At 49.2% G+C, this 15,451-nt stretch carries 10 protein-coding genes; 1 reads left to right on the forward strand and 9 read right to left on the reverse strand.

All coding sequences use genetic code 11. The features are described 5' to 3' along the window. Positions 1-10: 10 nt before the first annotated feature. The 8 genes from MTO69_RS09300 to fabB all read right to left on the reverse strand — a co-directional run bounded on the left by MTO69_RS09300 (position 11) and on the right by fabB (position 12,870). Positions 11-544, reverse strand: a complete 534-nt coding sequence (locus tag MTO69_RS09300) for an SPOR domain-containing protein (RefSeq protein ID WP_248328595.1) — start codon at positions 542-544, stop codon at positions 11-13. Beyond that, positions 545-1,810, reverse strand: a complete 1,266-nt coding sequence (gene folC, locus MTO69_RS09305) for a bifunctional tetrahydrofolate synthase/dihydrofolate synthase (RefSeq protein ID WP_248328597.1) — start codon at positions 1,808-1,810, stop codon at positions 545-547. A 44-nt stretch (positions 1,811-1,854) separates the two neighbouring features. Next, the gene (gene accD / locus MTO69_RS09310) at positions 1,855-2,781 is read right to left on the reverse strand and encodes an acetyl-CoA carboxylase, carboxyltransferase subunit beta (protein WP_248328599.1); all 927 of its coding nucleotides are present in this window, start codon (positions 2,779-2,781) and stop codon (positions 1,855-1,857) included. Positions 2,782-2,956: 175 nt separating this feature from the next. Next, positions 2,957-3,751, reverse strand: coding sequence for a tRNA pseudouridine(38-40) synthase TruA (truA, locus tag MTO69_RS09315; protein WP_248328601.1), 795 nt, complete (start codon positions 3,749-3,751; stop codon positions 2,957-2,959). A 101-nt stretch (positions 3,752-3,852) separates the two neighbouring features. Next, positions 3,853-9,063 carry a FimV/HubP family polar landmark protein gene (locus tag MTO69_RS09320; protein WP_248328603.1) on the reverse strand — a complete coding sequence of 1,737 codons (5,211 nt, stop codon included), beginning with the start codon at positions 9,061-9,063 and terminating at the stop codon, positions 3,853-3,855. A gap of 204 nt (positions 9,064-9,267) precedes the next feature. Beyond that, a complete protein-coding gene (locus tag MTO69_RS09325) occupies positions 9,268-10,281 on the reverse strand; it encodes an aspartate-semialdehyde dehydrogenase (RefSeq protein WP_248328605.1) in 1,014 nt (337 codons plus the stop codon). Then, positions 10,278-11,411, reverse strand: a complete 1,134-nt coding sequence (locus MTO69_RS09330) for a 4-phosphoerythronate dehydrogenase (RefSeq protein ID WP_248328607.1) — start codon at positions 11,409-11,411, stop codon at positions 10,278-10,280. Before MTO69_RS09330 ends, MTO69_RS09325 begins: the two co-directional genes overlap by 4 nt. A 247-nt stretch (positions 11,412-11,658) precedes the next feature. Further along, positions 11,659-12,870, reverse strand: coding sequence for a beta-ketoacyl-ACP synthase I (gene fabB / locus MTO69_RS09335; RefSeq protein WP_248328609.1), 1,212 nt, complete (start codon positions 12,868-12,870; stop codon positions 11,659-11,661). Positions 12,871-12,998: 128 nt separating this feature from the next. On the opposite strand from fabB, the gene mnmC reads away from it, so the two are divergent. Further along, positions 12,999-15,014, forward strand: coding sequence for a bifunctional tRNA (5-methylaminomethyl-2-thiouridine)(34)-methyltransferase MnmD/FAD-dependent 5-carboxymethylaminomethyl-2-thiouridine(34) oxidoreductase MnmC (gene mnmC, locus MTO69_RS09340; protein WP_248328611.1), 2,016 nt, complete (start codon positions 12,999-13,001; stop codon positions 15,012-15,014). Positions 15,015-15,064: 50 nt separating this feature from the next. Here mnmC and MTO69_RS09345 read toward each other — a convergent pair whose 3' ends face one another. Further along, the gene (locus tag MTO69_RS09345) at positions 15,065-15,328 is read right to left on the reverse strand and encodes a YfcL family protein (protein ID WP_248328613.1); all 264 of its coding nucleotides are present in this window, start codon (positions 15,326-15,328) and stop codon (positions 15,065-15,067) included. Between the last annotated feature and the right edge of the window lie 123 nt (positions 15,329-15,451).

Below are 15,451 nucleotides of genomic sequence, written 5' to 3' on the forward strand. Positions count from 1 at the left end.
AAACGTTTTCTTATGGATTTAGTGGTTTAAATTTGAGCAACTGACCTTTCGAGCCAGTGATTTTTTCCAGTTCAATGATTTGGCGCTCAAGTTTACTCTTTGAAACATCTGGGCCGATAATCACCCGGGTAAAACCATTTTCTGGTTTGGTATGAGCCTGATAACCGCGCTTCTGCAGATCATTAACCAGGTTGTTGGCATTCTCTGCATTTTTTAGCGCCATAAGCTGAATAATCCAGCCGCTCTCTTGATACTCGTTGCGCTCAGGCACCTGCTTAACAACCACCTCCAAAGGTTGGTCATCAGCAGTTTCTATCGGCTCGGCTAAGTCGACTGGCGAGTCCGGTAAGCTGTGCGAGTCATCGATAGGGTCAAGAACCTCGAAGCTTTCTAAGTCGCTATCAAGTTCCGGCTTTAATGGGATACTCGCTATCTCTTCTTGATAGTGGGTCTTTTTGCCGTCCAGTACATCGGGTAACACAATCACTCCAATTGCGACCAAAATAACCGTACCTACTAAACGGTTTTGAAACTTGCTTGCCATTTATTCTCCTTTGCTCTGCCAGTATTCGAGCACTTCACCCACAGTGTGGAACGAACCTACAACTAGAATGACGTCTTGTGGCTCAGCTTGTGTCATCGCAGCTTTAAAAGCACTCACTGGGTCATTGTACTGCTCAGTATCCAACGGGATATGCTTTGCTAACTCACTCGCTTGTGCAGCGCGAGGCCCAGTTAAGGAAGCCGGATACCAATATTGTGAAATGGGAGCCAATGCCGACAAGGTCGCAGCAATGTCTTTGTCATGCAGCATCGCAACCACAGTGCGAACCACACGATTCGGATAGCTTTGCTGAACTCGCTCCACTAGATATTGCGCAGAGTGCGGATTGTGCGCGACGTCTAACAACACCGTCGGCTCGCTGCTTAGGTGTTGCATGCGCCCTGGTAGCGTAGCTTGCTTTAGGCCGTTGACGATGTTGACATCGGACAAATCAAGATGCGCAGTCGCTAACGCCATCAATGCTGTCGCCGCATTGGGTAAAGGCAGACCCGGAACAGGCAAATTATCTAAGGTGTAACCACCGTGGCTCCATTGCCACTCATGTTCACTGATTTGCTGATATTGGTATTGAATCCCAACCTGATATAGCTCAGCACCGATATCATCGGCATGGGCAGCCACGGTTGAAGGCGCTTTGGGTTGACCACAAATCGCAGGCTTGCCACTGCGATAGATGCCCGCCTTTTCAAAACCGATGACATTGATGTCGTCACCCAGCCAATCGACATGATCTAGGGCCAAACTGGTAATCACAGAGACATCATGGTCAACCACATTGGTCGCATCTAAGCGCCCGCCTAAACCCACTTCTAGCAGCACAATATCAACCTGTTCAGTTTGAAACAGTCTCAACGCTGCTAGCGTGCCGTATTCAAAGAAACTTAAGCTGATGTCGCCACGCTGTTGCTCAATAAAGGCGAATGATTGAACGATTTTCTCATCGGACGCATCTTGTCCATTGATTCGGACACGTTCATTGTAACGAATTAGGTGTGGGGAACTGTAAACACCGACTGAATATCCAGCGTCCAACAAGATGGCTTCCATCAAAGCACAGGTTGAGCCTTTGCCGTTTGTGCCAGCAACGGTAATGACTGTCGAGGCGGGTTTGGTCAGTTTGGCGGTTTGAGCAACGGCTTGTACTCGCTCAAGGCCGAGGTCAATTGCAGAGGTGTGGATGTTAGCTAAATAATCAAGCCACATCGACAGAGACGATGTGGCTTGTGGAATTTGGTTGTGACTCATCTAACTTAAACCAATTGATTGTGGTTGCTTGTTAGTGAGTTACTTTACCCTTTTTCGTCCGCTTCTGGTACAGAATAAGCGGCTTCATTTGGCGAATCGTTAACAGAAACCACTAATGGTGATGGTTTATTGTTCATCTTCGCCATTAAGCTACCGATGCGCTGACGCATTTCGCGGCGATCGACAATCATGTCAATCGCGCCATGTTCAAGCAGGAACTCACTGCGTTGGAAACCTTCTGGTAAGTCTTCACGCACGGTTTGCTCGATAACACGACGACCCGCAAAGCCGATCAGAGCTTTAGGCTCACCGATGTTGATGTCGCCCAACATCGCTAAACTCGCTGACACACCGCCCATCGTTGGATCGGTCATCACCGAGATAAATGGCAGGCCTTTCGCTGAAAGACGCTCAAGAGCTGCACTGGTTTTTGCCATTTGCATAAGTGACATCAGTGCTTCTTGCATACGTGCACCGCCACTGGCAGAGAAACACACAAGGCCACACTCATTTTCGATTGCCGCTTCAACCGCACGCACGAATCGAGCACCAACCACAGAACCCATTGAGCCGCCCATAAATGAAAACTCAAACGCACAAGCAACAATAGGTTGGCCTAGCAGTTCGCCCTTCATTACGATCAGAGCGTCTTTTTCTCCACTGCTCTTTTGCGCAGCAGACAGTCGATCTTTGTATTTCTTTGAATCTCGGAACTTAAGTTTGTCTTGCGGCTCAAGCTCATCAGCAATTTCGACACGGTTGTCTTCATCTAAAAACGTCTCGAGGCGACGACGAGCCTTCATACGCATGTGGTGGTCACACTTAGGACACACTTCTAGGTTACGCTCTAACTCAGCGTGGTAAAGAACCTGCTCACAAGACGTACATTTAGTCCAAACCCCTTCTGGGATAGACGCTTTACGAGAACTAACTATGTTGCTTTTTTCTAAAATCTTTTCAAGCCAACTCATGGAAGACCTTTTCTCTCTACTCCTGCGCTCAATGCACAGGATACAAATTCTGAATTTACGCGTGAGGATTAAAGCATATTAAATGCCAAGTGTAGACAAAAAACTGGTTGTACCTATTTCCTGACTACAGCTCTCACACACTAAAGCTCTGATTGTTTCGACAATTTATCACGGTTTAGTTCAGATTGTCGGGCAAAAACAGTGGCCCAATCGGCACTCTTGGCAATTCAAACTCTTGTGGGTAATCGACATCCACTAAATAGAGCCCTTCTGCTTTCGCTGTAGCCCCCGCTAGCTTGCGATCTTTCGCTTCTAGCAGCCATTTAATCCACTCTGGTTGTTGCTCACCGCGACCGACACAAATGAGGCTACCAGTAATATTGCGCACCATATGATGCACGAACGCATTCGCCTTTATATCAATCACCACGTATTGACCGTGACGGCTGACATTCAAATGCATCAAATTACGCCACGGACTTCGTGATTGACAATGCGTTGCACGGAACGAAGTAAAGTCATTTTCACCTAACAGGTACTGACCCGCTTGATGCATTTTCTTTTCATCCAGCTCACCATGATAGTGACTAACACCCGAAGAGAGAATGCCCGGGCGCAGCGCACTGTTGAAAATGATGTAGCGATAACGGCGTGCAGTAGCAGAAAAACGGGCATGAAATTCGTCTGGTACCTCTTTTGCCCAACGAACCGCAATGTCATGGGGCAAATTAGCGTTCGCTCCCATCGTCCAAGCCACCATCTTGCGTGATGCATGGGTATCAAAATGTACAACTTGTCCGGTACCGTGTACCCCTGCATCAGTACGGCCAGCACACTGAACTTCGATTGGATGGTTTGCAACAACACTCAATGCGCGCTCTAACTTTTCTTGAACGCTCTTGACCTCTTTTTGGCGTTGCCAGCCATAGTATTGAGTACCATTGTATTCGATACCTAAAGCTATTCTCATCGATATGTTCTCACTGGATTGGTTGACCTAGAAATCGGCCGAGAAGTATATACCAAAAAACAAGGGGGCTAAACTGCCCCCTTGGTTCATCGCCGAAATGTTCAGCTACGATTAATGGTATCAATCAGATTTTTTGCCTCGCGACGAATTTCATCGCTACCATCAACGATCGCTTCTTCAAGTAGCTTGATGGCTCCTTGAGTGTCATTCATTTCCATATAGATTTTAGCTAGGTCGAGTTTTCCTGCCGCTTCCGAGTTAGCGTCAATATCGGCAGCATCTCCAATATCACCGATGACATCAGGGAAATCATTCAGTCCAACATCAAGTTTTAACTCGTCGTCAATCTCTTGCTGCTCTTCCGATTCCACTTCCGCCATCAACTCATCAATGGTTCGGTATTGGCTTTTCTTCGGATCAAACTCTTCCAGGTCTGGCTGATTTTCCCAGTTCTCATCGAGTACTTGCGCTTGCTCAGGCAAATTGTCTTGAGACCAGATGGCCTGCTCATCTTCTGGAATATCATCTGAGATCTGCGCTTGTTGCTCTGGGGACAAACTGAAGCCATTCCAGTCCTCTCCCATTTCAAGCATTGCCTCGATGTCTAATCCAGCACTATCAGAGGTCACGCTGTCTATCGGACCATCAAACGAAAATCCGCTCGAATCTGAGGCATCTTCTGCAAGCAGTTCGTCGAATGCTTGTTCATCAAACTGCTGATTGGCCATGTCTATTGCATCTGAGCTCACTCGACTTTCAGCAGGGATCTCATCAAGCTGTGGAAGTTCAATATCATCAAGACCAAAATTTTCATCGCCTGATAGCTCATCATCCATTGATGGCTCTAGGTCAGCGAGCGCTTCATCTTCACCGTACTCAGGCAGGTCAAGATCATCGAGCTCTACTGGCTCTTCTTGAGCTTCAGCGACAGGCTCTTGCTGTGGCTCAGAATCGGCGAGCGCGTCTTCTTCACCAAACTCAGGCAAGTCCAGATCATCCAACTCGACTGGCTCTTCTTCAGCTTCCGCGACAGGCTCTTGCTGTGGCTCAGAATCGGCGAGCGCTTCTTCTTCACCAAACTCAGGCAATTCAAGATCATCCAGTGCGACTGGCTCATCTTCCGCTTCAGCAACAGGCTCTTGCTCTGACTCAGATTCAGAATCTGCTAGTGCGTCTTCTTCGCCGTACTCAGGCAAGTCCAGATCATCAAGCTCGACCGGCTGTTCTTGAGCTTCCGCGACAGGCTCTTGCAGTGGCTCAGAATCGGCGAGCGCTTCCTCTTCGCCGTACTCAGGCAAGTCCAGATCATCCAGCTCGACCGGCTGTTCTTGAGCTTCCGCGACAGGCTCTTGCAGTGGCTCAGAATCGGCGAGCGCTTCCTCTTCGCCGTACTCAGGCAATTCAAGATCATCCAGTGCGACTGGCTGTTCTTCCGCTTCCGCGACAGGTTCTTGCTCTGGCTCAGAATCGGCGAGCGCTTCTTCTTCACCGTACTCAGGCAATTCAAGATCATCCAGTGCTACTGGCTGTTCTTCCGCTTCCGTGACAGGCTCTTGCTCTTGCTCTGACTCAGATTCAGAATCGGCGAGTGCTTCCTCTTCACCAAACTCAGGCAAGTCCAGATCATCCAGCTCGACTGGCTCATCTTCCGCTTCGGCGACAGGCTCTTGCTCTGGCTCAAGTTCTGAATCAGCCAAAGCGTCTTCTTCGCCGTACTCAGGCAGGTCAAGATCATCCAGCTCGACTGGCTCATCTTCCGCTTCTGCGACAGGCTCTTGCTCTGGCTCAGAATCGGCGAGCGCATCTTCTTCACCGTACTCAGGCAAGTCCAGATCATCCAACTCGACTGGCTCTTCTTGAGCTTCCGCGACAGGCTCTTGCTGTGGTTCAGAATCGGCGAGCGCTTCTTCTTCACCAAACTCAGGCAAGTCCAGATCATCCAACTCGACTGGCTCATCTTCCGCTTCAGCAACAGGCTCTTGCTCTGACTCAGATTCAGAATCTGCTAGTGCGTCTTCTTCGCCGTACTCAGGCAAGTCCAGATCATCAAGCTCTACTGGCGCATCTTCCGCTTCAGCAACAGGCTCTTGCTGTGGCTCAGAATCGGCTAATGCTTCCTCTTCACCGTACTCAGGCAAGTCCAGATCATCCAGCTCGACCGGCTGTTCTTGAGCTTCCGCGACAGGCTCTTGCAGTGGCTCAGAATCGGCGAGCGCATCTTCTTCACCGTACTCAGGCAGGTCAAGTTCATCCAGCGCTACTGGCTCATCTTGAGCTTCCGCGACAGGCTCTTGCAGCTCGGGCTCGGATTCAGGTTCGGCGAGTGCTTCACTTGCCAATACATCTTCTTGCTGCGTTGTTTCGTTTTGCGGCTCATCAACCAACCAATCGTCATCTTGAGGTATACCGAATTCGTTTGGAATCGGCTCTGGCATTGGCGGTTGATTCTCGGAGTCTTTTGGAGTCTCTGGAGTCTCTGGAGTCTCTGGAGTCTCTGGAGTCTCTGGAGTCTCTGGAGTCTCTGGAGTCTCTGGAGTCTCTGGAGTCTCTGGAGTCTCTGGAGTCTCTGGAGTCTCTGGAGTCTCTGGAGTCTCTTCTACAGTCTGTTGCTGCTCTTGTTGAGCAAGCAAGTCTTCTTCCACTACCTCTGGCTGCTCTGATCCCGATAGCGGTTGAGAAGGTTCGAATTCCTCTTGCACGGACACTTGCACCAAAGGCTCTGATTGCGATTCAGGGCTCTCGACTTCATCAATCGCCGATTGCAACCAATCCTCTTCTTCGTCAATATCCGACGAGCTTTGGGCCTCTGGTTGTGCTTCACTCGACTCAGGTTGGAGTTGTGACGCCAGATCGGTGTCATCATCCTCTGCCTCAAGATTGAACTGCGGATTTTCGACCTCTTCTATCGCGCTGCTGAGCCAGTCATCTTCGTCATCGTCAAGTTCTGAGTCTTGCGACTCTGGCTCTGGCTCTGGCTCTGGCTCTGGCTCTGGCTCTGGCTCTGGCTCTGGCTCTGGCTCTGGCTCTGGCTCTGGCTCTGGCTCTGGCTCTGGCTCTGGCTCTGCAAGCTGAGTGTCGGCCTGTTGCGCTGGTGAGGCAAGTCCTTCTTGTTCAGAATCTTGTTCTAATAAATCGTCAAGATCCAACTCATCTAACAGCGGGTCACCTTCAGGAGCTGCACTGATCATATCGTCGATAAAGTCTTCGCTGACGAAATCTTTATCTTCTTCAACTTGTGGCTCGTCCACTGCTAGAGCATCTGGTTGCTCCGGTTCTTCGCTTTGACTTTCGATTTCCAGTAGTTCTTCGAAGAGGTCGGTTGCATCGTCACCGAGGTCTTGTTGACCATCGACATCCACTACCTCGTCGAGCAGATCCGTGCTTTGCTCCAGCGACACCTCTGGCTCATTGGATGGCTCAGTGCTTATTAATTCATCCAGTTCAGCGTCTAAATCAAACTCGTCGTCTTCTTCGATGACCTCATCGAGTAGCTCAGTGCTTGACTCTTCTAATTCCTGATCAACCGCAATCAGTTCGTCAAACACATCCGCTTCAGGCGTCTCCGATGACTGCTGGTCACTATCGTCATCAATCAATTCATCGAGTAAGTCGGTGCTGTCTGAACTGATCTCAACACTGTCTTCCTCAAGCATTTCATCGAGAAGCGCGGTATCGTCGATCGCATTGGCTTCCAAACTTTCCAGGTCGGCCTGCGCTTCCATTTGAGCAAAGATGTCGTCTATTTCACTGTCCGAGGCCAGATTCGGCTCAGCCAGAGGCTCGCTGGTGTCATCGCTTAGATCGAATGAATCATCATCATCTTGGTCGTCTTGAGTTTCGTTAAACAGGTCGTCGAGTAGTGATTGATCCAGCTCGTCACTGCCTAGCTCTTCACTCTCGTCATCACCGGCCAACAGTGCATCGAAGTCATCTTGCGAGAATCCACCTTCATCAGAAAGATCAAAGCCTTCGTCGTCATCATTGTCTTCGATGACCACTTCATCCAGCGCGCGCTCCATCTCCTCAAGACCCAGCGCTTTATCTTCACTGTTAACGCTAATGCCATTCGAGCTAAGTTCACCTTCTGCCAGAGATTCATCAAGATCGCCATCATCACCGATACCGGCAAATGGATCGTCACCATCTTCACCTTCTAGGTTGAAGTCCAGATCACTGTCATCCAAATCGGCAAAGACATCGTCTTGGTCTGCCTCGCTCAGTTCAAGCTCGGTGTCATCACCAAACAGTTCCTCACTGTCACTCGACTCACCGAATAGGTCATCGTCCAACAGCAGATCATCATCAATATCGTCGTTGAGCGTTTCAGGGGTCGCAGGAGCAACTGGCTGAACAGGCGCTTGCTCAACTGGCGCTTGTGGCTCGGTCTGTTTCGAGCGACGACCAAGCAGCATCATCACCAATAGACCGATCAGTAGTCCTGGAATAATCGCCAGTGCTGCCACAAGCCAAGTATTGGAAAACAGCTTATCCAAGGACGATGGGGCCATCTTTTGCTCTTCAGCTAGACGACGTCGTTCCTCTTCCAGCAGTTTTTCAACCTCTAAACGAATACGATCCTCATCGCTTAGCTCATCTTTCAACACATCGACTTCAGATTGAACTTCAGCCAGCATTAAGCGTAATTTGTGGTTCTTCTCTTCCAGTGCCATCAACTCACTTTCGGAGTCCTGCAGCTGGTTCTCCAACATGGATACCTGCTGACGCTTCTCACCTTCGGCTAAGGCCTTTAAATCATCCTCGGCTGGTGCTGGGCTTGATGTTGCTTCTGCTTGAGCGTTATTCGCGGCATCTGGCGCTGGCTGGTTAGAGGGAACTGATGCCGGTGGCGAAGTTGGATTGACAGATGGCGCTGGCTCAGGTCGCTTGTCTAAACGCGCCTGATGCGCCGCCATAACATTGACGGCGTCTTGCGTCGAAACACCGCGCACTTGATCCAAAGAGGGAATACGCAACGTACTTTGAGGAATGAGTTCGTGAATGTTTTGGTTGTCAAACGCTTGAGGGTTAAGTTGGAAAATGGCGTAAAGCGTTTGCTGCACCGTCACTGAGTTAGCGGGTCTAAGCCGGGTGGCGATTGACCACAAGGTCTCTTGTTCTGTCGTCGGGCCGTAAAAACGGAAAGGCTCTGCTGTGGCACGTGCGTTACGGGAGACTGGCTCTGAGAATTGGGGAGAAGTTTGAATCTCACCATTAGGGCCTTTAAGGCGAATGCTCTCCGCATTAACGATAGATGTTTGAGTCACGGCAACCATTGCTAAAGGCAATAGTAGACGCTGTAGAATTCGACGCATATAAGGCTCAGCTATGTGCTCAATTAATTAAAAATACAATGATCTGTTAAATATATCGGATAAACCCACCAAAACTATAGGTGTAGAGCTAAAAAATGTGTGTCCGACGCCATATTCGCATTAATCTCACACAATTTTTCTGGATTCGATTAAAAAAGCCTCACACTAAGGCGAGGCTTTGTATTGCTGTCGATTTAACCTTACTTAGTAGTAATCGCGAATCAGCACTTCGGCAATTTGCACTGCATTGGTAGCGGCCCCTTTGCGAACGTTGTCCGCCACTACCCAAAGGTTTACACCGCTATGATGGCTGATATCGTTTCGAATGCGTCCGACCATCACATGGTCCTTGCCACCTGCGTCACGAACTTGAGTTGGGAAGTCTTCACCTTGGAACACTTCAACGCCTTCCGTTTGCTCAAGCAAGTTGATCACCTCTTGCGCGTCAATCGGCGCACAGGTTTCTAAGTGAATTGCCTCGGCATGGCCATAGAAAACCGGCACTCGAACGCAAGTCGGGTTCACTGTGATACCCGGATCATTGAAGATTTTCTGCGTTTCCCACACCATTTTCATCTCTTCGCGGGTATAACCGTTTTCCATAAATTGATCGATTTGTGGAATACAGTTAAAAGCGATTTGCTGGGAGAACTCATTATTTTCTGCTGGCATGCCGTTAAGCAACTTAGCCGTTTGACCTGCCAGTTCATCGATACCCGCTTTACCTGCACCAGAGACAGATTGGTAAGTCGAAACGTTAATACGTTCAATGCCAACCGCATCATGAATAGGCTTTAGTGCCACTAGCATTTGAATGGTCGAACAATTTGGGTTGGCAATAATATTACGATTACGGAACTCAGCAATCGCTTCTGGGTTTACCTCTGGCACCACCAGCGGAATATCGTATTCGTAACGGAACTGGGAGGTATTGTCGATAACAATCACACCTTCATCCGCTGCAATCGGCGCCCACTTGGCCGATAGTTCTCCGCCGGCAGAAAACAGCGCAATGTGAGCTTGTGACCAATCAAAATCTTCAACGTTTTGCACTTTGACGGTTTTACCATTAAAGCGATAAGTCTTACCTTCACTGCGTTCACTTGCCAGTAAGTAGAGTTCACCGACCGGGAACTTGCGCTCTTGTAGTACTTCTAGAATCGTCTCACCGACCGCACCAGTGGCACCTAAAATCGCGACATTATATTGTTGGCTCATTGACTTACCTCAACCTGAAAACCTAATTTTTCTAGTGGTGATAAACGACACTTTGTATCACCGACTAATGTGACTGCACTGTACTCGCGGCGATCCCAGTAGTTCTTCCTCATCAGGTCAAACGCACCTGGGTTGACTATCTCGCGGCGAAACAAGGCATCATCTTTACGTACATCATAAACCAGTTGTGTGATGTTATGCAGTGTCGCTTCATCCCAGTCTCTGTCGAGCTGTAACCGAGGAATCGGCGCGACAGGAAGCAGACTGCTAGCATGTGCGCATAAATCTTTGCCCAAAAACTCGCAGTAACTATTGAAAATCATCGTCGTCCCGCGGGCTTTGCCTTCTAGTCCATAGCCCGCGACATGCGGGGTGGCGAATGCTAGCAGAGGCAGAAGCTCCATATCAACCTCTGGCTCAAACTCAAACACATCCAATGCTGCTGTAAAGCCGTCGTTTTTCTGCAAACGAGCCTTCAGCGCCTGATTGTCGACCACAGGACCGCGAGCTGCATTGATTAAGATTTGGTCACCGCGTAACGTTTCTAACACCGCTTCGTCTATCAGATGATGGGTCGGATACTCTCCATCACGGGTGATCGGGGTATGCAGAGTGATGATGTCTGACTGGGCGAGCAAGGTGTCAAGCGAGGTAAACTCACGTTGGTCACCGGCGGCTTGCTTGAGCGGATCGTTTATCAGCACCTTAATGCCAATACCTTGTAAGCATTGCTGCAAATAACTGCCCACTTGCCCTGCCCCTATGATACCGACGGTTTTATCAAATACAGAAAAACCGTGTTGCTGGGCGAGTACCATCATCACGCTAAATGCATACTCTGCCACGCCAACCTTGTTGCAGCCTGGCGCAGCGGTAAAATGAATGCCCCTCTCACGCAGCAGTGCTTGGTCTACATGATCCATCCCCGCCGTTGCGGTGCCAACGAACTTGAGTTTATTGGCTTTTGCAATCAGCTCAGCATTGACTTTAGTCACTGAGCGAATCATCAAAGCATCGACATCAATCAGATCGTCCGCCGTCAAGTTGCGACCAGATTTTAAGACTACTTCACCGAGCTGGCTAAAAAGCGACTCAGCGTAAGGCATGTTTTCATCGATCAGGATTTTCATTGTTTTCGCCGGATAGAATTTGAATGGATTCGATTGTGCAGAAAAGCTCTCTGGGTGTCGAGTGTTAATCTGGACACAGAGGTTTAGAAAGAAAAATGCCCGACATATTGTCGGGCAATGGTCCAGAACAAAAGGATCTTAACCCGCTCTCCATGGGCTAAAGTCTGCGTCTGTTAGATTCACCGCGGTTAAACGGTGAATCCGCTCTGGAAAATCGGGCAGTTGGGCATTAAACCCTTGCTATTGATTACGCTTGGTATTTCTTGATAACCAATGTGGCGTTGGTGCCACCAAAACCAAAGCTGTTTGACATCACGGTAGTCAGCTCAGCATCGCGCTTTTCAGTCACGATATCTAAGCCCTGAGCCGCTTCATCGAGGTTTTCAACGTTGATGCTTGGAGCAATAAAGCTGTTTTCTAGCATCAGTGTTGAGTAGATCGCTTCATGAACACCAGCCGCACCTAGGGCGTGACCTGTCATCGCTTTAGTTGCTGAGATAGCTGGGCTGTTATCACCGAATAACTCTTGGATTGCGCCAAGTTCTTTCACATCACCAACCGGTGTTGATGTACCGTGAGTGTTAACATAATCAACGCCTTCGACGTTTTGCATCGCCATCTTCATACAACGCACTGCGCCTTCACCCGATGGAGCCACCATGTCGTAGCCGTCAGATGTTGCGCCGTAACCTACGATTTCACCGTAGATTTTTGCACCGCGTGCCAAGGCATGCTCAAGTTCTTCGATAACCATCATGCCGCCGCCGCCAGAGATAACAAAACCGTCACGGTCAGCGTCATAAGTACGAGATGCCTTGTCTGGCGTATCGTTGTACTTAGTCGACAGTGCGCCCATCGCATCAAACATCATAGTTTGTGACCAGTCGAGCTCTTCACCGCCGCCCGCGAATACGATGTCTTGTTTACCCAATTGGATAAGCTCCATCGCGTGACCGATACAGTGTGCAGAGGTTGCACACGCTGAACTCATAGAGTAGTTCACACCGCGGATTTTAAATGGTGTCGCCAGACACGCAGATACTGTTGAAGACATGGTACGTGGCACCATGTAAGGACCAACACGTTTAACGCCTTTCGCGCGCATAGTGTCAGTCGCTAGAGTTTGGTTAAGCGCTGACGCACCGCCAGAGCCGGCTACGATACCAGTACGGTCGTTCGAAACTTGCTCATCAGTTAGGCCAGCGTCTTCGATTGCTTGCTGCATTGATAGGTATGCATAAGCAGCCGCATCACCCATAAAGCGCATCTGTTTGCGGTCAATGTGCTCGGCAGGGTTAATCTTTAGATCACCCCAAACCTGTGAACGAAGACCGTGTTCTTTAAACTGCTCAGAGGCAGTAATACCAGATTTACCTGCTTTTAGAGACGCTAAAACTTCTTCGACGTTGTTACCGATACTTGAAACAATACCCATACCGGTGATTACGACTCGTTTCATTATGACATTCCTATAATTCAAAAATCCGCTAGATGATAACGAAGTTATTCGGGAAAAGTGGTCAGCTTTCCTTTAAATCCGTACAATTGCAATCATAATATCGCTTCTTTCTTGATAAATTCGACACTATGACCTCGATTACCCATGCCCAGTTAGGCTGGAATGAGGCGGGCACTCCCGTTTCCGACCAGTTCGATGACGTGTACTTCTCTAACGTCAATGGCCTCGAAGAGACCCGCTACGTATTCCTGCAACAAAATCATCTTCCACAAAGGTGGCAAGAATATGACCAGCGACGCTTTGTTATCGCAGAAACTGGCTTTGGCACCGGTCTTAACTTCCTTGCTGTTTGGCAATGGTTTACACAATTTAGGCAGCAACATCCCGATTCGCCACTAAAAGAGCTTCATTTCGTGAGCTTTGAGAAATACCCGCTCAGCAAAAACGACTTGGAAAAAGCGCACCAAGCCTGGCCTGAATTGGCTGAGTTTGCCGCCAAGCTGCAACAATACTACCCGATTGCCGTGCCTGAGTGTCATCGCATTGTCCTTGATGATGGCGCCATTACTTTAGATTTATGGTTTGGTGATATCAAACAGTGTCTGCCTCAAGTCCCAGTTCCAGATCAAGGCCTAGTCGATGCCTGGTTCTTAGATGGCTTTGCGCCCAGCAAAAACCCAGATATGTGGAGCCAAACGCTTTTCGATGGCATGGCAAAACTGGCCAAACAAGACTGCACTTGCGCCACGTTTACCGCCGCTGGGTTTGTTCGTCGTGGCTTGATTGACGCCGGTTTTGAGATGAACAAAGTTAAAGGTTTTGGTACCAAGCGGGAGATGCTCGCTGGTGCGCTCAACCACAAGCAGCCCTATACCAATATCAAACCTTGGTTTCATCGTTACTCGAGTGCATCAGCCAATTCCGTGGCCATTATTGGCGGCGGGATTGCCAGTGCCACATTAGCAAAAGCCCTCACACGTCGTGGTAAGCAGGTCACACTCTACTGCCAAGACGCAAAACCCGCTCAAGGGGCGTCTGGCAACAGGCAAGGGGCCGTGTATCCGCTATTGAATGGCGATCACAGCGGCGTGTCGCGCGTGTTTGCGCCCGCTTTTTTGTTTGCCCGTCAATTTGTAGAGCAAAGCGCGCAAGAGTGTAACTTTGACCATCAATGGTGCGGCGTTACCCAACTAATGTGGGATGAAAAATCGCAGCAGAAACTCGATAAAGTGCTCGAGGGCAACTTCGACCCACTGCTCATCGAGCGTTTAACTCAGGATCAAACCAGCAAGACTATCGGGCTGCCTATCGATTTGGAAAGTGTTCACTACCCACTTGGGGGCTGGCTGTGCCCGGCACAATTGACTCAGGGAATCATCGACAGCCTCACCAATAGCGGTCAATTACGCGTTCACTACCAGTGCAAGATCAACCAACTAACTTGGGATGAGTCACAGCAATGTTGGACTCTAATTAGCGATAGTGAGCAATTTGTCCACGATAGCGTGATTGTCGCCAATGGCCATCAGTTTGCCGAGATCGCTCAGTGTGCTGATATTCCTCTTGGTCAGGTAAAAGGCCAAGTCAGTCACGTTCCGACCACCAGCGAGCTGAGTCAACTCAAAACCGTACTTTGTTATGATGGTTATATGACGCCAGTCAACCCAAACAACGGTCATCATTGTATTGGTGCTAGCTACGACAGAAGCCATATCGATACCGAGTTTGATCCTGATGCTCAACAGGAGAATGCTGAGCGCCTCACCCGCTGTATTGCCAATCAAACTTGGCCACAACAGGTCGATACCTCAGATAATCAATCACGTCAGGGCGTGCGCTGCGTCAGTCGCGATCACTTACCCTTCGTCGGCGATGTTGGGCACCTAGCCAAGATTAAACAGCAGTATCAAGACTTACCTAACCAAACAGTCGAACAAGCACCGTCTGTCGCTCACTACCCGAACCTTTTCTGCCTGCTGGGCTTAGGGTCAAGAGGATTAAGTTCGGCCCCACTCGCCGCCGAAGTATTGGCATCGCAGATCTGTGCAGATCCGCTTCCTCTCCCCGTCGATGTGCTAGAGACACTACACCCAAGCCGAATGTGGGTAAGAAAACTGCGCAAAGGAAAAGCGATAACTGAATAAATGGAATGAAAAAGGGTTGCCTGTGCAACCCTTTATAACTAAATCGTAAATTAGATTTGATTGACCAGCTCAAGCCAAAGATCGTTGACTATGGTGCGGTCAGCTGGCGTTAACTCGGAGCGAGCGGTATCTAAACTTTGTTGAATCAGCACTTTCAGTTGCTCGACATCATTAATGCCCTGTTCCTCACATGTGGCTGCAGAGAGAGAAATATGCCCACGTAGATAGCCACCAGCAAATAATTCGTCATCCGATGCCGATTCAATCCGAGCATCAATTAACTCAAGTAGCTTCTCTTCAAATTCAATAATCATGGTGCGTTAACGCCTAGTCAGTTTGCATCTCAAAAAAGAACGCCAAGCTTCTCACATTGAGAATTGCAACGCAAACCCCTGTGATAGCGGGGCTGACACCTATGGCACACCCTGTGCACTTTC

The organism is Vibrio sinaloensis, from assembly GCF_023195835.1.
Classification (GTDB): domain Bacteria; phylum Pseudomonadota; class Gammaproteobacteria; order Enterobacterales; family Vibrionaceae; genus Vibrio; species Vibrio sinaloensis_C.